The sequence below is a fragment of the Limnohabitans sp. G3-2 genome (assembly GCF_002778275.1).
Classification (GTDB): Bacteria; Pseudomonadota; Gammaproteobacteria; order Burkholderiales; family Burkholderiaceae_C; genus Limnohabitans_A.
Window position 1 is genome coordinate 314,337 of the sequence record NZ_NESG01000003.1, and the last position, 20,299, is coordinate 334,635.

A 20,299-nucleotide genomic window follows, 5' to 3' on the forward strand; every position below is an offset into this window, starting at 1 on the left:
CTTGGCCCACGGCAGAGTGACCCCGCAGCGCTGCGCTCGCACGCTATGATCAAAAGCTTCACCCCCTGCACCGACCCCTGTCACCGCTCACATGACCTCTTTTCACCTCAAACCCGCTGACTACCTGATCAAAATCTTGAATGCCAAGGTTTATGACGTGGCGACCGAATCGGAACTGGAAACGGCCAAGAATTTGTCTCAGCGCCTGGGCAACCAGGTGCTTTTGAAGCGTGAAGACCAGCAACCCGTGCACAGTTTCAAGCTGCGCGGCGCTTACAACAAGATGGCCCACCTCACCGCCGAGCAACTGAAAAAAGGCGTCATCTGCGCCTCTGCCGGCAACCACGCGCAAGGCGTGGCCCTGAGCGCCAGCCGACTGGGCACGCGCGCCATCATCGTCATGCCCACCACCACCCCCCAGGTCAAGATTGACGCGGTCAAGGGCTTTGGTGGCGATGTGGTGTTGTTTGGCGACAGCTATTCGGACGCCTACAACCACGCCCTGACCTTGCAAAAAAAGCAAGGGCTGACTTTTGTTCACCCTTTTGACGACCCTGATGTCATCGCAGGCCAAGGCACCATCGCCATGGAAATGCTGAGCCAGCACCAAGGCCGGCTCGATGCGGTGTTCGTGGCCATTGGCGGAGGCGGCTTGATCAGCGGCGTGGCCAACTACATCAAAGCCGTGCGCCCAGACGTGAAGGTGATCGGCGTGCAAATGAACGACTCGAACGCCATGATGCAGTCGGTCGCCGCCAAGAAACGCCTGACGCTGACCGATGTGGGTTTGTTTTCAGACGGCACAGCCGTGAAACTGGTGGGCGAAGAAACCTTCCGCGTGGCCAGCAATTTGGTGGACGAGTACATGACGGTGGACACCGATGCGGTGTGCGCAGCCATCAAAGACGTGTTCGTGGACACGCGCTCGATCGTGGAGCCTGCAGGCGCCCTGGCCGTTGCCGCCATCAAACAGTACGTGGCCAAGCACAAGACCAAAGGCCAGACCTATGCGGCCATTTTGTGCGGCGCCAACATGAACTTTGACCGCCTGCGCTTTGTGGCCGAGCGTGCTGACGTGGGCGAAGAAAAAGAAGCCCTGTTTGCCGTCACCATCCCCGAAGAGCGCGGCAGCTTCAAGCGCTTTTTAGAGCTGATCGGCAACCTGCCCGGTGGGCCGCGCAATGTGACCGAATTCAATTACCGCATGAGCGACTCGAACAAAGCCCATGTGTTTTTGGGCCTGAGCACGCACGGCAAGGGCGAGAGCTCCAAGATCGCGGCCACCTTCAACAAGCAAAAGTTCAAGGCGATTGACCTGACGCACGACGAACTGGCCAAAGAACACATCCGCCACATGGTGGGAGGGCACTCGGCGCTGTCGCAAGACGAACGCCTGTTGCGCTTTGAGTTCCCCGAGCGCCCAGGCGCCTTGCTGAAATTTTTGAGCCTCATGCGCCCGGGCTGGAACATCAGCCTGTTCCATTACCGCAACCAAGGCGCCGACTACGGCCGCATTCTGGTCGGCATCCAAGTGCCGCCCAAGGACGACAAAGCGTTTGAGAAATTCCTCAAGACGCTGGGTTATCCGTATGCGGAAGAGACGGACAACCCGGTTTATCGCTTGTTTTTGCGGGCATAAAAAAAGGCCATCTTTCGATGGCCATTTTTTTAGACTAATCAATAGGCAATCAACAACCACACACCTGTTGAAATGTGGTGGTTGTCAATTTAATTACCAGACCTTAGGAATGCACTGGGTTCCCTGCTTGGCCTGTACCGCATGAACAAAGCCTCGCTCGCCGTTGTAACCCGTTTTGCCCACAGAGGTATTGGTCAAATACAACGGGTCATCAACCTGGTTAGGGCGGTCAGATGCGGTCGCGCCAGGGTAGGGTTGTTTGTTGGGGAAATCCCACCAAACTTCTCGCATCTCCATCAATTGACGGCCGTTCACATCACTCAATTGAACGTAAACCTGACGGGACTGAACAAAGCCTTTATAAGCTGAGCAGAAGTTCAAATCGTTGTTTTTCTCACGGCTGATCAAGTCGCTGAATCGCAACACTTGCGCTTTGTCACTGGTGGCAACCAAACGGCCACGGTCAGACACATACTGCTTGCGTGCGCGCTGATTGGAATAAACAATCCGCGCATTTGCATCTGAAGTTTGGGCCGTCACCAAGTCCGCATCTTTTGCCGAACATGTGGTTGACGTATATGTAAAGGTTGGACTGGTGCCTTTACGAATCAAGGGTATTGTCACCACAGAACCTCCTCTGTATTTTTGTGCTGCAACCTTTCCGCAATTGCTAGCGGTATAAACATCTTCTTCCCTGTAGCTACCGTTAAGCCCTGTTGCTGTGCCACCATGGTTATAGAGCGTGAAATTCGCATAATTCTCACTTTGCGCCACAACACCATTGACTTCGTCATAGTTAAACAAGGGACTGGCCGTACTTTGATAAGTACCCCACTGGTCATAACTGCTCATATAACGACCTGCATAAAAGCTGCCAAATACAGCACCATCGGCCAGTGTGGATTTGTTGCGACTCCACGTCACATCCAAATTCTGACCCACTTCCAGTTGCGCCAAGTTGGTTCTGGTGGCATCGGACACACCAGGAAAGCCAAAGGTGGCAGGGTTGAAGTTGCTGTTGGGCAGATCAAATGCATCAGCCGGTAAGGCATAACTGAATGTGTATGGCAAAACTGATTTGGTCACACCATCGCTGTTTTTCTTGCTGACAGCAGCCAATGCACCCGCTGGAGGTTGCACGCTGGTATTGGGTGCAAACTTAGCAGCATCCAGATACAGGGTCACCGAATACAAGTCACCCTTCTTCGGCAGCACATAAGCGTTATCACGTTGCACGTCATATCGCAACAGATCGAATAATGGATTACATGTCGTTGAGTCAGGCCTCCAGCGGTGTCCTCCGTTGGCATCGGGCACGCCATTGGTGGGCCAGCGTGCCGTATTTCTTTCAACGTAAACAGAGGGGTCAATCGCATAGGCAGAGCAGCCGAATGAGCGGCGATCAAAGACCTCAACCCCAGCGGTCAAGCGGTTTCTGTTGACGTCGGTGCCACCAGTTAGGGCATTGACCACAACGCCATTGGCTTGACGCGAAGTGGGCAACCCAGGGCCTGTGATGTGCGCACCAAAAATCACATCATTTTGAGCGCCGAACCAAGGCCTCAGCATCATGGAGACACCTTGTTCATATTTGGGGTAATAGGGATACGAACCACTGGCATCGGCTTTATGGTTAAAACGCATGGCCATGTAGAAAAAGAAATTTTTCTGGTTGCCATACGCTTTCACATTAGTCCCATCATCCATCACTAAAATTTGACGCATCACGACGTCAGAATCTTTAGTGAATTTCAGCAATACGCGGTGTACTCGTTGACCATCGTCGGCAACAAATGACCCCAATGTTGTTGATACCACGGAAACAGCAACACCTGTAAGGTCAGTTGTTTCAAAAGCGTCCGAAAGCCAACCGCGAATCCATCGCCAAGAGCTCATGCCCTTGTCTTTGAAGTTGGCATGGAAAATATTGCTGGACGGATTTGTCACGCCGTCACACAGGCCTATAGCGAGTGATGTTGGTTCAGAAGTCACATCGCAACCGTCAGCCAATTTGGTGGTAAATCTTTGCGCGAATGCGTTGGCTTTTTCGGACTCAATTGCAGGGACTTTGGCTGAAATAGCACCAGAAGGTGTTGCAACAGTGCGCGTGTTGGCCACAATTTCAACTCGGGGTCCATTGGCGTAATTTGAATCATCTTGGTTGCGGTCAGCCAAAATGATCTTGCCGCTGGACACCGAAACAGACAATTGATCTAGCGTGGCGTCGTGTTTGCGCGCGTTGCCAGTCTTGGCCGCTCCGGGCGTAGCATCCAATGGGTCTGAAACAAAATTGGGGTTGGCGCTGAAATCAGCCACGCTGGACAACGCGCCCACAAGCGTTGTGTTGGCTTGAGCCAGTCGTGTGCTTGTCACCGCCTGCATGGCTGAGGAGCTGCCATAAGCCAAGGAGGGTTGTGCACCCAATGTCAAGGCGGCATGCGCTTCCGTCAAAGGCGTCACGTTAACCGTGGCTGCAGCACCTGAGGCGGGGCCGGCCGTGACTGCGTGAAAAACCGCTGGGCCCATATCGCCCGATTCGGTCAACATCTGACCCACAACGCGCACCATGAACGGACCACTCAGGCCGCTCAACATGGTATTTGTCAATGCATATTGACCATTGGCATCTGTAGTCACGAGAGCTATGCCTGCAGATTCATCCTGTCCTGTGGGAACCCTGCCGGCACTGTCAACGATATAAACCTTGGCATTTGCTATGGGCGCCCCAGTCGCGGCGGTCCCACTCAGCACTGTTGAGGCGGTATTCCCCCCCCCACCACCACAAGCCACCAAAACCGCTGCAGCTGCAGGCAGCAACATCAACCTCAACGTTTGCTTCAACATAAATACCTTTCGGGTAAAGAAAATACTGTTCAGTTCATTATGGACAGTAAAAATATTTATTAGAAGAAATTTGTGATTGGTGTTTACCCTAACCACCAAAACCGTCAAAACCGAGATCAGGGTTGGGTTGGGGCCGGCAGTTCAAGCAAAAGCTCGGCCGTGGGCGACTTCAGATGGGCCTGGCGGCCTGTCAAAGAGAAGAGGGTCCAGTCGTCCTGCACGGTTTGGCCCACCCGATAAGCTTTGGCAGGCTGGCCGTCTGCTGCAATCAAGGCGCTGCCTTGGCCGGAACCGCTGGCAATGACACCCATCAATTTGTAGGCTGTGCTGCTGGGCGCTGGCGTGCTGACCGCCGCGGTGGCGGCTTGGCCCAGCGCTTTGGCCATGAAGGCCCCCATGGGGTCATTGGGCTGCTGGGCTGTCACCAAGGGCGCGCCCACCGTCACGGCATCGGACTTGGGCATGTGCAACACCCAAAACACGAAGCCCCCAGCGGCCAAGCTCCAGACGGCTGCTGTGGCGAGCGCCAAAACGGTCTTGGAGGAAGGGCGTGGCGGTGAACTTGGCAACATGGGGCGATTATGATGGACGGCATGCAAACACATTCGACCCACCCATTTCGCCGCCAAAAAGGTTTTACCTTGATCGAACTGATGGTGGTGCTGGCCATCATTGGCGTGTTGGCAGCGCTGATCGTGCCCAATGTGTTGGGCAGGGCAGACGATGCACGCATCACCGCTGCGCGCACCGATGTGGGCAACCTGATGCAGGCCCTCAAGCTCTACAAGCTGGACAACCAGCGCTTCCCAACGGGCGAGCAAGGGCTGAACGCCCTCACGCTCAAGCCCACCACAGAGCCCGTGCCAGGCAACTGGAAGCCTTACCTCGACAAACTGCCCAATGACCCTTGGGGCCGCCCCTACCAATACATGAACCCCGGCATCAAAGGCGAGGTGGATGTCTTGTCTTTCGGCGCCGACGGACAAGCCGGGGGTGAGGGCAACAATGCGGACGTTGGCAGCTGGCAGTAAACGCCTGCTGAACCCAGCCTGCGGCTTCACGCTGCTGGAGTTGCTGGTGGTGGTGGCCTTGATCGCGGTGGCCACGGCGGGCGTGAGTTTGTCGCTGAGGGACAGCGCAGACAGCGCACTCGAACGCGATGCCGAACGCCTGGCGGCTTTGCTCGAAACCGGCCGAGCCCAAGCCCGCGCCAACGGTGCGCCCGTGGTGTGGCGGGTCATGCCCCAAGGGGCCGCTTCAGATTTTGTGTTCGAAGGTTTACCGCCCCCAGGTTTGCCAAGGCAATGGCTGGCGGCCAGCACCCGCGCGGCTTCCGGTGCCAGCGTGACCTTGGGACCTGAGCCTTTGATCGAGCCCAGAGCCATTGCATTGTCCAGCGCGAACCGCCCCGAACGACAAGTCTGGGTGGTCACCGATGGCCTACGGCCTTTCAAGGTGCAAAACAACCCCGAGTTGGCACGCCCATGAGGCAGAGCGGCTTCACCCTGATCGAGGTGTTGGTGGCGCTCAGCATCACGGCTGTGGCCTTGATGGCGGGCTTGAAGGCCACAGGCTCTCTCAGCCGCAATGCCGATCGGCAGACCTTGAGCCTACTGGGGCAAATTTGCGCGGACAACGAACTCATTGCGCTGCGTCTGCGCAGGCAATTGCCAGACACGGGCAACCGCAGCGTCGAGTGTCTGCAGGCTGGGCGTGCGCTGCTGGTTGAAGTGTCGGTGCGGCCCACGCCCAACCCCAACTTCAGGCGGGTCGATGCGCGGGTGCTGGACCAGGGCGAGTACGTGCTGCAGGTCTCTACCGTGATGGGGCGCAACTGATGGTTGCCCACAAACCATGGTGTGTGGCATCGCGCAGCGGCAGGGTGAATGGCGCCCATGTGGGCGCGAGCCCTTGCGCGCGGATGGCCGTGGGCCACAAGCCTTCGCGAGCGGGGGCTCGCTCCCACAAAGTCAAAACAGGGGCAAGCCCACCCAGCGGTGGGTTCACACTGATTGAAGTGTTGGTGGCCATCAGCGTGATGGCTTTGATGGCCTTGATGGCTTGGCGCGGCTTAGACGGCATGCTGCGCCAGCAAAGCAGCCTGCAAAAGCGCGCCGATGAGGTTCGGACCTTGCAAGCGGGCTTGGCCCAATGGCAAACCGACTTGGACCAAATGGCCGAATTGCCCGGCACCCCCAGTTGGGATTGGGACGGCCAAGTGCTGCGCCTGACGCGCCGCACGGCACAAGAACCCCCTTCCTCCTTGGGGGCACCCGCCAGCGTGCGGGTGGTGGCGTGGACTTGGCGTCGGGATCCTGGCCGCCCGGGCGGCGGGGATTGGCAGCGTTGGCAATCGGACCCCTTGAACCAAAGGCCAGCATGGCAAAACGCCTGGGTCTTGGCCCAGCAGTGGGGGCAGACGCCCAGCAATGCCACGCTGGGAGGGCAAGTGCAAATTCACCCCTTGGCGGGTTGGCAATTGTTCGTTCACAGGGGGGGCAGCTGGACCAACCCCTTGTCGAGCGATGCGGTGACGCCCGGCAACGCCCCCAGCGGTCGGGGCCTTCCCCCCGACGGCGTGCGCTTGGTGCTGACCTTGCCGCCCGGCCCTTCGGGTGCCGGGGTGCTCAGCATGGACTGGGTGCGCCCCACCTTGACGGGGGCAGCGCCATGACCACACGCTTGTACCGCTCTGCGTCTAGACAACAAGGCGGAGCCGCCTTGCTCTTGGCCATGCTGACCGTGGCCTTGGTGGCCACCCTGGCCAGCGCGGCCCTGTGGGAGCAGTGGCGGCAAGTCGAAATTGAAACCGCGCAGCGCGGGCGCAGCCAAACCGCCTGGATGATGACGGGTGCGCTGGATTGGGCCCGCCTGATCTTGCGTGAAGACGCCATGTCGGCCCAGGGCATGGGCGTAGACCACTTGGGGGAGCCGTGGGCTTTGCCTGTGCAAGAGTCCAAGTTGTCGACCTTTTTGTCGCAAGACCAGCAATGGCGCGAAGGCGATGCCGAAGTGTTTTTATCTGGCCAGATCACCGATGCGCAATCACGCATGAACGTGATGAACCTGATCGAGGACAACAAGGTGTCGCCCAAAATGCTGGCGCGTTTTGCCGCCTTGTTTGAACGCCTGAACCTGCCCCTGGGTGAATTGCAGAGTTTGGCAACTCAGCTGCAGGCGGCCATGCAAGCCAAGGTGGAGAAAAGCACCCCACCCAATGCAGCACCGCCCAAGGCCTTCTTGGTGCCCCAGCAAACGGCACAACTGGCCTGGCTGGGGCTGAGCCCCAGCACCTTGGCCGCCTTGCAGCCGCACATCACCTTGCTGCCCGAGCCCACGCCTGTGAACCTGAACACCGCATCGGCGGAGGTGCTGTCGGCCAGTTTGCCCGGTTTGGACTTGGCCTCTGCCCGCCAAGCGGTGGAAAAGCGCCAGCGTGGGCATTGGGCCAGCCTGGACGCGGCCCGCGAAACATTGGGGGCACCGGGCCGCCAGTTGGACGACAAACAGCACAGCATCCAGAGCCGATTCTTCGAAATCAATGGGCGCATGCGCATCGACGACGTGGTGCAACAAGAACAAACGCTGGTGCGGCGCGATGGGAACCAGGTCAGCATGGTGTGGCGGCTCCAAAGCCCCCTGCAACGCTTGAACACCCCTCTACAATGAGCCGCTCATGCGCACCCTGATCATTCAATTGCCGCTTGGCCTGCCCAGCCCCAGTCTGACGTACCCCCACATGGTCGTTGACGCGGAGCCCGGCACGCCGCACGGGTCCTTGCAATGGGCCACAGGCAGCCTGCTGCCCGCGGCCGACCGGCAAACCGAAGTGGTCGCTTTGCTGCCTGCCGCCATGCTCTCATGGCACGCCGTGGCCTTGCCGCCCGGTCTGCACAAACAAGCCGCGCGCCTGCAGTCGGCCTTGCATGGGCTGCTGGAAGACCGTCTGCTGGACGATCCGGCGCAGCTGCACATGGCCTTGCAGCCCGACTGGCGCAACGCGCCTCGCCCCTGGGTGTGCGTGTGCGATCGCCACTGGCTCAGCGCCCATTTGCAGGCGCTGGAGCAAGCGGGCCTGACCGTGCACCGCATCGTGCCCGAGTTCCATCCCGCCTCTGCCGAGTCGTCAGGGGCGCCACTGCAACTGACCGCCTTGGGCGATACCGAGACAGGTTGGCTGTGGATGACCCACCCCGAGCGTGGCGTTTGGGGGCAAGCCCTGCAAAGCCTGGCGGGAAAGGGCATGGGCCTTGGACTTTCTGAACAAGACAAACAAAACATCGACATCCAAGCCGAACCCGGTGTGGTGGCTTGGGCCAGCGAGTGGGTGGGCCGCCCTGCGCGGCTGATGCCGCCGGGCCATCACTGGCGTGCAGCGGTGGCGGCCGACTGGGACTTGGCGCAATTTGAGTTCAAGGCCAACACGCGTTCACGCCAAATCAAAATCTGGCAAAAAGCCGCCAGCACGTTTTGGCACAGCGCCGCTTGGCGCCCTGTGCGTTGGGGGGTGTGGGCTGTGTTGGCAAGTCAGCTGATCGGGCTCAATGCTTGGGCCTGGAAAACACGCGCCGACTGGCAAGCACAGCAGCAAAGCTGGGCGCAAATTTTGCGCGAGACCTTTCCCAAAACCCAGGTCGTGGTGGACGCGCCCTTGCAAATGGCCAAAGAGGTCGAGCGGCTGCTTCAGTCTTCGGGCCAGCTCAGCCCGAGCGACCTGGAATCCATGTTGGGCCAACTGGGGCAAGCCATGCCTTCGGGCCTGACGCCTGCGGGTCCCTGGGTTTACCAGCCAGGTCAGTTGCGTCTGAAGAACTTCAAAATGGGCAACGCCGAACAACAAGCGCTGCAACAGTCCCTGCAAACGCGCGGCTACCGATGGCAAGCCGAAGGCGATGCCTGGGTGATGACCGTGGTCCCAACTGCCCCGGCCAAGCCATGAACGCCCGTGTGTTCCTCCAACCGTTCAGGGCTGCTTTGCAGCAGGCTTGGGCACAACGCCCACCGCGCGAGCAGCAACTTCTGCGCTGGGGTGGGGGCTTCTTGGTCTTGCTGGCCTTGTGGAGCTTGGCCATTGAACCGGCTTGGCGCACCTGGCAATCCGCCCCTGCGCAGCAAGCGCTGCTGGACGCCCAAACCCAAACCATGCGCCAGTTGCAAGCACAAGCCCAAAGACTGCAAAAGCCCAACCCCATCAGCCGCAGCGAATCGGTGCAATGGCTGCAAAACAACCTCGCCAATTTGGGGCCCGATGCGCAAGTGAGTTTTCAAGGCGAAAGTGCCACCTTGAACTTGAACGCGGCGCCGCCTGAGGCCTTGGCACGTTGGATGACCCAGGCGCGCGAGCGCGCGCTGGCCATGCCGCTGCAGGCCCAACTTCAGCCCGCACCGGCAGCGGGCCCTGACAACAACGCCGCCCCAAAAACGCCCTTGTTGCGCGGCACGATGGTGTTGCGACTGCCATGAAACCGAGCGCGACACGGCCAAGCTGGGCCAGTGCCCTGTGGGGGACACTGCTGGGCCTGGCCTTGGCTTTGACCGTCTGGGCGCCTGCGCGTTGGCTGGCCTGGAGCGTGGGGCAAGCGAGCCAAGGTCAAGTGCAGTGGCTCGATGCGCGTGGCACGGTGTGGTCGGGTTCGGCACAACTGGTGTTGACGGGTGGCGCTCAAAGCCGCGACGCACAGGCCTTGCCCGGGCGTCTTCAATGGCGCATCGCGCCCAGTTGGCGCGGCATGCAAGTGGCGTGGCAAGCCGACTGCTGCATGCGCGAGGACGCCCATTTTGAATTTCGGGTGGGTTGGGCCACTGGGCGCCTCACCATCCAAGATCACAGCTCCGTCTGGCCCGCTGCCTTGCTCCAAGGCTTGGGTGCCCCGTGGAACACCTTGCAGCCCGAAGGCCAGCTTCAGTTGCGCACCCAGGCCCTGCAGTTGTCTTGGGCACAGGGGCGCATGCAACTGCAAGGCCAAGCCGATGTGCGCTTGCTCCATCTTTCCTCTCGCCTGAGCACCCTCCAACCCATCGGCAGTTATTCGTTACAGGTGCGGGGCACTGCAGAAGGCACCCCCACCCCGAGCTTGCAACTGAACACCGAAAAAGGGCCCTTGCAACTGACCGGTCAAGGCCAATGGGTGGGGGCCCGCTTGCGTTTCACAGGCGAAGCCAGCGCCGAAGAGGGCAGCGAAAACGCCCTGAACAATTTGCTCAACATCATTGGCCGCCGCCAAGGCGGCAAAAGCCTGCTTTCATTGGGATAAGCCATGCACACGCCTCATTATTTGACCGCTTCTCGCCTCTCCACCTGGGCGTTGGCATGGGCCGTGGCCTTCTTGAGCCCCATGGCCATGGCCCAAAGCAGCCACACCAAATCCACCACCAGCAAAGAGCCCGTCACGCTGAATTTCGTCAACGCCGACATTGACGCCGTGGCGCGCACCTTGGCCACCCTGTCGGGCCACAACGTGGTGGTGGACCCCCGCGTCAAAGGCACCATGACCCTGTCCAGCACCGTGGCGGTGCCACCTGCACAAGCGCTGCGCTTGTTTGCCTCCCAGCTCAGAACCCAAGGTTTTGCACTGGTCGAGTCGGCGGGTCTGTACACCGTCATTCCGGAGGCTGAAGCCAAGCTGCAAAGCAGTGCGGTATCGGCAGGCGCCGTGCCCGCCGGCAGCGGCCAAATCGTGACGCAAATTTTCAAGCTCAACCACGAGAGCGCCAACAACCTGGTGCCAGTGCTGCGTCCGCTCATCAGCCCCAACAACACCATCAACGTGAACCCTGGCACGAACGCACTGGTCATCACGGATTACAGCGACAACCTGCAAAGGCTGGGGCGCATCATCGCTGCGATCGATGTGGCCAACGCCACCGGGGTGGAAGTCATTCGCCTGAAACATGGCATCGCAGGCGAAATCGCACCCATGCTGCAGCGCCTGATCGATTCTGGCGCCGCTGCAGGTGCGCCCGCGGCCCAAGGCCAAACCGACAATGGCTTCAAAACCACCGTGCTGGCAGAGGTGCGCACCAATTCACTGATCGTGCGGGCCGCCAACCCGGCCCGCTTGGCCCTGACCCGCTCTTTGGCCGATCAGTTGGACCAACCCAACGCCACGGGTTCAGGCGCGGCCAGTGGCAACATCCATGTGGTGTATTTGAAAAACGCCGATGCCACCAAATTGGCCGGGACTTTGCGCGCCGCCATGAGTGGCCAAGGGGGCACGGCCAACTCGGCTTCCAGTGCATCACCCACCGCCCCACCCAACGCGGCGAACAATGCCGCCGCGAACACCTCGGCGCCCGCCACAGGCGGTCAAGTGCAGGCGGACACCGCGACCAATTCGCTCATCATCACCGCGCCTGAGCCGCAGTACCGCCAACTGCGTGCGGTGATCGACATGCTCGACCACCGCCGCGCCCAGGTGTTCGTGGAAAGCCTGATCGCCGAAGTCAGCGCCGACAAAGCCGCCGAGTTTGGCGTGCAGTGGATGAGCGGTACGGGCACTGGCAGCAACACCGTGGGTTTGCTGGGGACCAACTTCTCGGCGGGGGGCGGTGTGGGCCAAAACTTGTTCACCTTGTCCGCAGGCGCAGCTTCCGGGCAAGCCACCCCGTCCGTCGGGCTGAATATTGCCATTGGGCAACAGCGCAACGGGGGTTTGGCCTTCGGTGCACTGGCCCGGTTTTTACAGTCCAACGGCGAAGCCAACGTGCTGTCCACGCCCAATTTGCTGACCCTGGACAACGAAGAGGCCAAAATCGTGATCGGTCAAAACGTGCCTTTTGTGACGGGCCAATACACCGCCAACAACAGCAACGGTGGCAGCGTGAACCCTTTCCAAACCATTGAGCGCAAAGATGTGGGCCTGACCTTGCGCGTCAAACCCCAAATCAGCGAAAACGGCACCGTCAAAATGCAAATCTTCCAAGAAGTCAGCAGCATCGACACCAAAAGTTTCACCACCGCCGGCCTGATCACCAACAAGCGCTCCATCGAATCGAGTGTGCTGGTCGAAGACGGCTCCATCGTGGTGCTGGGCGGGCTGCTGCAAGACGACACCACCAACAGCCAAGAAAAAGTGCCGGGCTTGGGCGACTTGCCCTTTTTTGGCAACCTGTTCAAGTCCGAATCGCGCAGCCGCAAAAAAACCAACCTGATGGTGTTTTTGCGTCCCATGGTCGTGCGCGATGGCGCGGCCATCGAAGCGTTGTCCGCGGGCCGTTACGAGCAAATGCGCCTGAACCAGCTCAACTTCCAGCCCGCAGCCACAGGCAATTTGCCTTTGGAAGGTTCTGCTGTCTTGCCACCTTTGACGGCGCCCACCCCCAGCAAGCCCTGATCCTGACCATGCGCTACCCCCTGCCCTACGCTTTTGCCCGCGCCAGCCGCTTGCTGCTGGAGGACGATGGCGAGCGCCTGACTTTGTGCTGGTGCGACGAGAGCGACCGCTCGGCCCTGTCCGAAGTCACGCGCAAATTTGTCGCTCAAGGGCTTGCGATGCAGCCCCTCGCAGCGGGCGAGTTGGCGCAGCGCATCAACCAAGCCTATTCGGGCGGGCAGGCCAACAGCGCGTCGACGGCGGCGGCCGTGGTCAGCGAGGTCGAGTCCGAGGCCGACCTGTCGCGCATGATGCAAGAGCTGCCCGCCGTAGAAGACCTGCTGGAAGCGAGCGACGACGCGCCCATCATCCGCATGCTCAACGCTTTGCTCACGCAAGCGGCGCGCGACGGCGCCAGCGACATCCACATCGAACCTTATGAGCGCCACAGCAGCGTGCGTTTTCGGGTCGATGGCACGCTGCGCGAGGTGGTGCAACCCAACCGTGCCCTGCACGCCGCGCTGATTTCGCGCCTGAAAATCATGGCCGAGCTCGACATTGCCGAAAAACGTCTGCCGCAAGACGGACGCATCAGCCTGCGTCTGGGTACCCGGGCGGTGGATGTGCGGGTGTCCACCTTGCCCAGCGCGCATGGCGAGCGCGCCGTGCTGCGCTTGCTGGACAAAAGCGAAGCCCGTCTGACCTTGGAAGCCGTGGGCATGCAAGGGCGCGTTTTGCAGCAGGTGGACCAGCTGATTGCCCAGCCGCACGGCATTTTGTTGGTGACGGGCCCGACGGGCTCAGGCAAAACCACCAGCTTGTATGCGGCGCTGCAGCGACTGGACGCCACACGCAACAACATCATGACGGTGGAAGACCCGATCGAGTACGAGTTGCCCGGCGTTGGCCAGACGCAGGTCAACGCCAAGATCGAGCTGAGCTTTGCCAAGGCCCTGCGCGCCATCCTGCGGCAAGACCCGGACGTGATCATGATCGGCGAGATCCGGGACTTCGAGACCGCACAAATTGCCATCCAAGCCTCGCTCACAGGCCACTTGGTTCTGGCCACGCTGCACACCAACGATGCGGCCAGTGCCGTGACGCGCTTGACCGACATGGGTGTTGAGCCGTTCTTGCTGAGTTCCTCCTTGCTGGGCGTGCTGGCGCAGCGCTTGGTTCGCAAACGTTGCATGGCCTGCCAAGGCGCCGGCTGCGAAGTCTGTGGCCATACCGGCTATGCCGGCCGCACCGGGGTGTTTGAATTGCTGGTGGCCAGTGACGAGATCCGCGCCCAGATCCACAACCGCGCCGCCGAATCCGAATTGCGTGCCACGGCCTTGGCGCAAGGCATGGTGTTGATGCGCGACGACGGGAAACGCCTGGTGCAAGCAGGCATCACCAGCGCCGAAGAACTCTTGCGCGTCACGCGCGACTGACCCCCATGCCCGCTTACCGCTTTGAAGCCCTGCAAGCCGATGGCGCCTCGCGCAAGGGCACGGTGGAAGCGGACAGCCTGAAATCGGCCCGCACACAACTGCGCGCGCAGTCCTTGGTGCCTTTGGTGGTCGAAGCCATCGCAGCAGGCACGTCAGACGCTGACGCCCAGCTGCCTTGGTGGCAGCGCCCGTTGGGCCAAAGGCGTGCGTTCAGTGCCAGCCAACGCGCGGTCTGGACACGCCAACTGGCCGGCTTGGTGAGCAGTGGCTTGCCGATTGAACGGGCCCTCTCCGCTCTGGCCGAAGAATCCGAACACGATCGGCAACGGCAACTCATGGCGGCGATCCGCGCCGAAGTCAACTCCGGCAGCAGCTTAGGCCGCGCCTTGGGCATGCACCCCGGCGAGTTCCCGGCGATTGACCGCGCCGTGATCGCGGCAGGCGAAGAAAGCGGGCATTTGGGCGATGTGTTGAACCAATTGGCCAATGACCTGGAAGACCAGCAGGTGCTGCGCTCCAAATTGCTGTCGGCTTCTTTGTATCCGGCCATCGTCAGTATGGTGGCCTTGGCCATTGTGATTTTTTTGGTCACCTCGGTGGTGCCACAGGTGGCGGGGGTGTTTGCGGGCACCAAGCGCCAACTGCCACTGCTCACGCTGGCCATGCTGGCCATCAGTGACTTTGTGCGCGCTTGGGGATGGCTGGTTTTGCTGGGTTTGGCCCTGGGGGCTTGGGGCTTGCGCCTGGCCTTGCAGCAAAGCGCATTTCGCTTGAAGTTTGACGCCGCCTGGCTGCGTTTGCCCCTGATCGGCCGACTGGCCCGTGGCTACAACAGCGCCCGCTTTGCATCGACCCTGGCCATGCTCACCGCTGCGGGCGTACCCATTCTGAAAGCCTTGCAGGCCGCGGCCGATACGCTGTCGAACCAAGCCTTGCGGGCCGACGCCTTGGAAGCCTTGGTGCGTGTGCGGGAAGGGGCACCGCTGGGCACAGCATTGGCTCAAAATGCCCGCTTTCCGGGTCTGCTGTCCATGTTTGCCCGCTTGGGCGAACAAACCGGCCAGCTGCCGGTGATGCTGCAACGGGCCGCCGCGCAGCTGTCATCCGAAGTGCAGCGCCGTGCCATGGCCCTGGCCACCGTGCTCGAGCCCTTGTTGATTGTGGGCATGGGCGGTATGGTGATGCTGATCGTGCTGGCGGTGCTGATGCCGATCATGGAACTCAACCAATGGGTGAAGTAAGCCCGAGGAGCAAGCATGCCCGCATCCCTTGAAGGCCAACTCGTCGTCGCCATCTCGTCTCGCGCCCTGTTCGACTTTGAAGAAGAGAACCGTTTGTTCGAGCAAGGCGACGACCGGGCTTACATGAAGTTGCAGCTCGATCGCTTGGAGGCACCCGCCAAACCCGGCGTGGCTTTTTCGCTGGTGCGCAAGCTGCTGGCCTTCAATGACGCCGACGCCCAAAGGGTCGAGGTCGTGATCCTGTCGCGCAACGACCCGGTTTCGGGCATGCGGGTGTTCCGCTCGGCGCAGCATTACGGCTTGCCGATCCAGCGCGGCAGTTTCACCCGGGGCCAACCACCGTGGCGTTACCTCAAACCACTGAACGCCAACTTGTTTTTGTCGACCCACTTGTCCGATGTGCGTGCGGCATTGGGCGCTGGTGTGCCCGCCGCGCAGGTCTACCCCCACTCGGCCTTGGCCTCAGAGGCTCACCCCACCGAAGTGCGCATTGCTTTTGACGGTGATGCGGTGCTGTTTTCCGACGAGGCTGAGCGGGTTTTTCAGGCCCAAGGGCTGTCAGCGTTTCAAGCCCATGAGCGCGACAAGGCCGCGCAGCCCTTGCTGGCAGGGCCTTTCAAGCCATTGCTGGCCGCCCTGCAACGCTTGCAGCAAGAGGGCACCCCCGCCATGCGGATTCGCACCGCCTTGGTCACAGCCCGCAGCGCCCCAGCCCACGAGCGCGCCATCCGCACGCTGATGGATTGGAACATCGAGGTGGACGAAGCCATGTTTCTGGGCGGCTTGCCCAAAGGCGAATTTCTGCGTGAGTTCGAACCCGACTTCTTCTTTGATGACCAAACCGGCCACATCGAATCGGCCGCCCGGCATGTGCCCTCAGGCCATGTGGCGTCGGGGGTGTCGAATCCGGATTGAACGGCGAAAACTCAACTTTGTGGGAGGCCGCCCCTGCGGCCGAAGTGTTGTGAGGCCAGTGCCAACAGTCTCAGTTGGAAGACATTCGCGAGCAGGGGCTCGCTCCTACACAGAAACCATTCGCGAGCAGGGACTCGCTCCTACACAGAAACCATTCGCGAGCGGGGGCTCGCTCCCACTTAGAAAACGCCTCTTTCGTCCTCATGCCCGGTCCCCCTGTGGGAGGCCGCCCCTGCGGCCGAATGGCTGCCAGGGCCCCGCTCACTTTTTGTTTGAAAACGGCGCGATCTGCTGGGCATCAATCCGGTAGCCGGACATGCCCATGTGGGAGTCGGTTTGGGTGCCGCTCAAAGTGCCTGTGACCCACAAGGTGTCCATCAGGCGAAAGCGTTTGGTGGGTTTGGCCAACACCACATGCACGATCTGGTTGGCTGGTGGGGGGGGCGAATGCACGCAAGCGCCAAAGTAAGGCACGAGCAAAAACTCCTTGCTGCCTTCGGGCAAGTCCTCCAGCGGCACCATGTACCCCGGCAACCGCACGCTTTGCCCCAGGATCAGCGGGTTGATGGGCGCGTTGTCCCACATCTTGCGCATTTTCTTGAGCGCCTCTTCGGCCCTGGGGTCGTTGTCCTTGAGCTTGTCCAGATTCAGCGCCTTGAGGTCTTTGTAAGGGTCCCAGCCTGCGGGAATCAGCTGCTCCCAAGTGAGGGTGCGCGTCGGACTGGACACGCTGGCGCCCGGTGGTGGCGCTTCGCCCGACAAGGCGGGCTGCACTTGCGGCACCGTTTCGCGCACCGTCTCGCGCACGCTTTGGGCCACAGCCTGGCCCGCGAGCCACAGGCCCCAAACACAGACGCCGCACTGGAGCAGGGCATGGCGCTTCATTCCTGTTCCTTCTTGTTCAGGCGCGGGGCGACAAGCCATCGGCCAAAGACAAACGGTAAGCCCGCCAGGCCGGCCCCAAACTGGCCAACAAACCCGCCAGGAAGACCGCTCCCGCCAAAGCCAGCTGCGTAGGCAAAGGCGCAGCCAGTTGCAAGCGGATGCCCAGCGACTGCTGCAACCACGGCGTGGCCAGCGCCATGCCCACATGGGCCAACAGCACACCCAACACAACCCCAGCACCCGTGATCCACACCCCTTCGAGCGTGAGCAGGCTCAGCACATGGCGTGGCGCAGCCCCCACGGCGCGGAGCACCGCCAATTCGCGGCGGCGCTCGTTCAAGCCTGCCAACACCACGGCCACGAGCGAGACCACACTCACCAAAGCCACCAAGGCCGAGATGGCCAGCAAGGCGTTCTCACCCAGACCCAGTACCGACCACAGCTCCCCCAGGGCGACGCCGGGCAACACGCCCATCAGCGCTTCGGCTTCGTACACATTCACAAAGCGCTGCACATTGAACACCGCGGCCCGGCTTTTCAGGCCCACCAGGGCGGCGGTGACCTCTTCGGGCTCCAGGTTGAATTTGCGCGCCTGATCGGCCGGAATTTGCCCACCCGGCAAAGGGGCACCCGCCACCCAGCCCAGGTGCAGGGCTTCCAAGGCCTGCAGGCTGACATGCACGGTGCGGTCCACTGGCGTGCCTGTGGGGGCCAAAATACCCACCACTTTGAAAGGCTTGTCGGCGTGTTCATCTGCGGCATCGACTTCATGCCCGTGGTCCTGCCCATGGTCGTGGTCATGCAGCCCATGGCCCAAGGTGATGCTTTGGCCCAGGCCATAACCCCAATGGCGCGCCACTTCGGCCCCTATCACCGCCTCGTACAAGCCGTCCAGCGTGTCGGCAAACACCGCGCCTTGCTGCAAGACCAGCGGCTGTTTGTCGCCATAGGCAAAGTGTTGAAAGTAAGCGGGCGTGGTGCCCAGCACCGGAAAGCCTCGGTGCGAGTCACCCAAGCTCAAGGGCACCACCCAGGACACCGAGCGGTGCTGCGCCAGCTTGTGCACACTGTCCATGGACATGCTTTGCGGCACGCTGCCGATGTGGAACACCGAAAACAACAAGAGCTGCACCGGGCTGCTGCGGGCGCCCACAATCAAATCGACCCCGCTGACCGATTGCGAAAAACTTTGGCGGATGTCGTGCCGCAAACGCTCCAGCGTCCACAGCAAGGCGGTGGCCAGCGCCAGCGACACCACCACCCACACCAGGGTACTGCGGCGGCTCCAAGCGCTTTGCCGGGCGATGTGGGGCAAGCTGTTCATGCGCTCACCCCGGCTTGCTGCAAGGCGGGCAAAGACCACTGCAGGTCAAAGCGCACGGCCTGCTGCTCGTCGTGGCTCACACACACCAAAGTGCTGCCCGCGTCGCGTGCGGCTTGCAGCAACAAGTCCATGAAGTCCTGGCGCAGGGCGGCGTCGAGGGCCGAAGTGGGCTCATCGGCCAGAATCAATTCGGGCTGGCCCATGAGGGCGCGGGCGGCGGCCACGCGCTGCTGCTGCCCCACCGACAAGGCACCGGCGCGGCGGCTCCACAGGGCCTCAGGCAAACCCATGCGCTGCAACCAATTTTGCGCGGTGGCCTCTGGGCCCCCTGCGGCCTGGCAGCGCTCGCGGCGCAGCTTGGAAAAGCGGCACGGCAGGGTCACGTTGTCCAGCACGCTTAAGAACGGCAGCAAATTGAACTGCTGGAACACCACGCCCACATGGTCGGCCCGAAAGGCGTCGCGCTGACCGGGCTTCAAAGCGGCCCAGTCTTGCCCCAGCAAAGCCACACGCCCTTGGCTGGGCGTCAAAACGCCTGCCAACAAGCCCAACAAGGTGCTTTTGCCGCAGCCACTGGGGCCGTGCAAAAAAACGGTCTGACCGCGGTCGATGTGCAAGCGGCCCAGCACCAAGGTGTCAGGCCCGCTCCGGGTCCAGGCAAAGCGCAATGGCTCCATGTCGATCACAGACTTCTCCCTGTTGAGCGGGGGAATATACCCCGTCAGTCGGGCACAACGGTCTTTCTCCGGCTTTCCCTGCGGGCAATCCAGACGGTAGAGCCGAGGATGACCAAGGCACCGGCCCAAGTCCATTGGCTGGGCACGTCGCCAAACACCCACCAGCCCAAAACCGAAGCCCATACCAGGTCGAGAAAGCGCAGCGACTGGGTGGCCGAAATATCGGACAAGGCAAAGGCCCGCGTGAGGCAGTAATGGGCCAGTGTGCCCAGCACACCCGTGGCAGCAAAGCCCACCCACTGCATCGGCGTGGGCATTTGCCAATGGGGCAAGGCCATGGGCAAGCTGAGCACCGACACGGTCAGCGCCTGCCACAACACGATCACGCCCGGTTTTTCATAGCGGGTCAGGGCTTTGGTGATGAGAAAAGAAGCCGCAAACACCGGTGAAGACGCCAACATGACGAGGTTGAACCAACCGCCCTCCCCCGACATCTTGGGCAAAACCACCACCAACACCCCGGCAAAACCGACGATGGCGGCCACCCAGCGGTCTTTGCGCATCGGTTCGCCCAAAAACCAAGCCGCGCCGAGCATGATGAAAATCGGCCCGGTAAAGCCAATGGCGGTCATGTCGGCCAAGGGGATTTTGGGCAAAGCGGTGAACCACAAAACAAGGCCCAGCGTGTGCACACCTCCGCGCCAGAACTGACCCACCATGTTCACGGGCATGTAAGCACGCCAGCCATCGCGAAAGACCCAAGGCAAGATCACCAACAAACCAAACACATAGCGCAAGAACTGTGACTGGTAGACGTCCAACTGCAAGGTCAGTTCGCGGGCAATGGTGTTGAGCAAGGAAAACAAAAATCCGCCCAGAACCATCCACACCATGCCTTGCACGGCCAAGGGCCAAGACGAAAAAGCACGGCCAGTGCGGTGCTGCACCAGTCGCCAAGCGCGGGGGGGGGAGAAAAAGGCTTTGCGCGGTTTCATGCGCAAACACCATGGAAAAGATGAATCACCC

General features: G+C 61.0%; 19 protein-coding genes. 13 read left to right on the top strand and 6 right to left on the bottom strand.

Going from position 1 to position 20,299, the window contains the following annotated elements; translation table 11 throughout:
- Positions 1 to 91 precede the first annotated feature (91 nt).
- A complete protein-coding gene (gene ilvA / locus B9Z31_RS05965; RefSeq protein WP_100118632.1) occupies positions 92 to 1,639 on the top strand; it encodes a threonine ammonia-lyase, biosynthetic in 1,548 nt (515 codons plus the stop codon).
- A 93-nt stretch (positions 1,640 to 1,732) separates the two neighbouring features.
- On the opposite strand, the gene B9Z31_RS05970 is transcribed toward ilvA, so the two are convergent.
- Positions 1,733 to 4,591 (bottom strand): hypothetical protein, encoded by a 2,859-nt coding sequence (locus B9Z31_RS05970; protein WP_143473815.1) that lies wholly within the window; start codon positions 4,589 to 4,591, stop codon positions 1,733 to 1,735.
- Positions 4,592 to 4,599: 8 nt separating this feature from the next.
- Positions 4,600 to 5,055, bottom strand: coding sequence for a type II secretion system protein N (locus B9Z31_RS05975; RefSeq protein WP_100118634.1), 456 nt, complete (start codon positions 5,053 to 5,055; stop codon positions 4,600 to 4,602).
- 21 nt (positions 5,056 to 5,076) lie between these two features.
- Here B9Z31_RS05975 and gspG point away from each other — a divergent pair, with 21 nt between their 5' ends.
- From gspG to B9Z31_RS06035, 12 genes are read left to right on the top strand one after another with little or no spacing between them, the layout of a single operon-like run.
- Positions 5,077 to 5,514 (top strand): type II secretion system major pseudopilin GspG, encoded by a 438-nt coding sequence (gspG, locus tag B9Z31_RS05980; RefSeq protein ID WP_100118769.1) that lies wholly within the window; start codon positions 5,077 to 5,079, stop codon positions 5,512 to 5,514.
- Positions 5,489 to 5,971 (top strand): prepilin-type N-terminal cleavage/methylation domain-containing protein, encoded by a 483-nt coding sequence (locus tag B9Z31_RS05985; RefSeq protein ID WP_100118635.1) that lies wholly within the window; start codon positions 5,489 to 5,491, stop codon positions 5,969 to 5,971. The genes gspG and B9Z31_RS05985 overlap by 26 nt, the downstream gene beginning before the upstream one ends.
- Positions 5,968 to 6,321, top strand: a complete 354-nt coding sequence (gspI, locus tag B9Z31_RS05990; protein WP_100118636.1) for a type II secretion system minor pseudopilin GspI — start codon at positions 5,968 to 5,970, stop codon at positions 6,319 to 6,321. Before B9Z31_RS05985 ends, gspI begins: the two co-directional genes overlap by 4 nt.
- Positions 6,321 to 7,157: a type II secretion system protein J gene (locus B9Z31_RS05995; RefSeq protein WP_233200780.1), complete on the top strand. Its 837-nt coding sequence runs from the start codon at positions 6,321 to 6,323 to the stop codon at positions 7,155 to 7,157. The genes gspI and B9Z31_RS05995 overlap by 1 nt, the downstream gene beginning before the upstream one ends.
- Complete coding sequence (gene gspK / locus B9Z31_RS06000) at positions 7,154 to 8,152, top strand: type II secretion system minor pseudopilin GspK (RefSeq protein ID WP_100118637.1); 999 nt, start codon at positions 7,154 to 7,156, stop codon at positions 8,150 to 8,152. Before B9Z31_RS05995 ends, gspK begins: the two co-directional genes overlap by 4 nt.
- A gap of 7 nt (positions 8,153 to 8,159) precedes the next feature.
- Positions 8,160 to 9,422 carry a type II secretion system protein GspL gene (gene gspL / locus B9Z31_RS06005; RefSeq protein WP_100118638.1) on the top strand — a complete coding sequence of 421 codons (1,263 nt, stop codon included), beginning with the start codon at positions 8,160 to 8,162 and terminating at the stop codon, positions 9,420 to 9,422.
- Positions 9,419 to 9,946, top strand: a complete 528-nt coding sequence (gspM, locus tag B9Z31_RS06010) for a type II secretion system protein GspM (protein WP_158235657.1) — start codon at positions 9,419 to 9,421, stop codon at positions 9,944 to 9,946. The genes gspL and gspM overlap by 4 nt, the downstream gene beginning before the upstream one ends.
- On the top strand, positions 9,943 to 10,737 hold the full coding sequence (gene gspN / locus B9Z31_RS06015) for a type II secretion system protein N (RefSeq protein ID WP_100118640.1): 795 nt from the start codon (positions 9,943 to 9,945) through the stop codon (positions 10,735 to 10,737). The genes gspM and gspN overlap by 4 nt, the downstream gene beginning before the upstream one ends.
- Positions 10,738 to 10,740: 3 nt before the next feature.
- Complete coding sequence (gene gspD, locus B9Z31_RS06020) at positions 10,741 to 12,816, top strand: type II secretion system secretin GspD (protein WP_100118641.1); 2,076 nt, start codon at positions 10,741 to 10,743, stop codon at positions 12,814 to 12,816.
- 8 nt (positions 12,817 to 12,824) lie between these two features.
- Positions 12,825 to 14,231 (top strand): GspE/PulE family protein, encoded by a 1,407-nt coding sequence (locus B9Z31_RS06025; protein WP_100118642.1) that lies wholly within the window; start codon positions 12,825 to 12,827, stop codon positions 14,229 to 14,231.
- A 5-nt stretch (positions 14,232 to 14,236) separates the two neighbouring features.
- A complete protein-coding gene (gspF, locus tag B9Z31_RS06030) occupies positions 14,237 to 15,472 on the top strand; it encodes a type II secretion system inner membrane protein GspF (protein ID WP_100118643.1) in 1,236 nt (411 codons plus the stop codon).
- Positions 15,473 to 15,487: 15 nt separating this feature from the next.
- Entirely contained in the window at positions 15,488 to 16,387 is a 900-nt protein-coding gene (locus tag B9Z31_RS06035) for a 5'-nucleotidase (protein WP_100118644.1), read from the top strand.
- Positions 16,388 to 16,648: 261 nt separating this feature from the next.
- Here B9Z31_RS06035 and B9Z31_RS06040 read toward each other — a convergent pair whose 3' ends face one another.
- From B9Z31_RS06040 to B9Z31_RS06055, 4 genes are read right to left on the bottom strand one after another with little or no spacing between them, the layout of a single operon-like run.
- A complete protein-coding gene (locus B9Z31_RS06040) occupies positions 16,649 to 17,272 on the bottom strand; it encodes a DUF3299 domain-containing protein (protein ID WP_100118645.1) in 624 nt (207 codons plus the stop codon).
- Between the two features lie 16 nt (positions 17,273 to 17,288).
- Entirely contained in the window at positions 17,289 to 18,596 is a 1,308-nt protein-coding gene (locus tag B9Z31_RS06045; protein ID WP_100118646.1) for an ABC transporter permease, read from the bottom strand.
- Complete coding sequence (locus B9Z31_RS06050) at positions 18,593 to 19,273, bottom strand: ABC transporter ATP-binding protein (protein WP_199174452.1); 681 nt, start codon at positions 19,271 to 19,273, stop codon at positions 18,593 to 18,595. The genes B9Z31_RS06045 and B9Z31_RS06050 overlap by 4 nt, the downstream gene beginning before the upstream one ends.
- Before the next feature lie 44 nt (positions 19,274 to 19,317).
- Positions 19,318 to 20,268: a DMT family transporter gene (locus tag B9Z31_RS06055; RefSeq protein ID WP_100118648.1), complete on the bottom strand. Its 951-nt coding sequence runs from the start codon at positions 20,266 to 20,268 to the stop codon at positions 19,318 to 19,320.
- Positions 20,269 to 20,299: the final 31 nt, after the last annotated feature.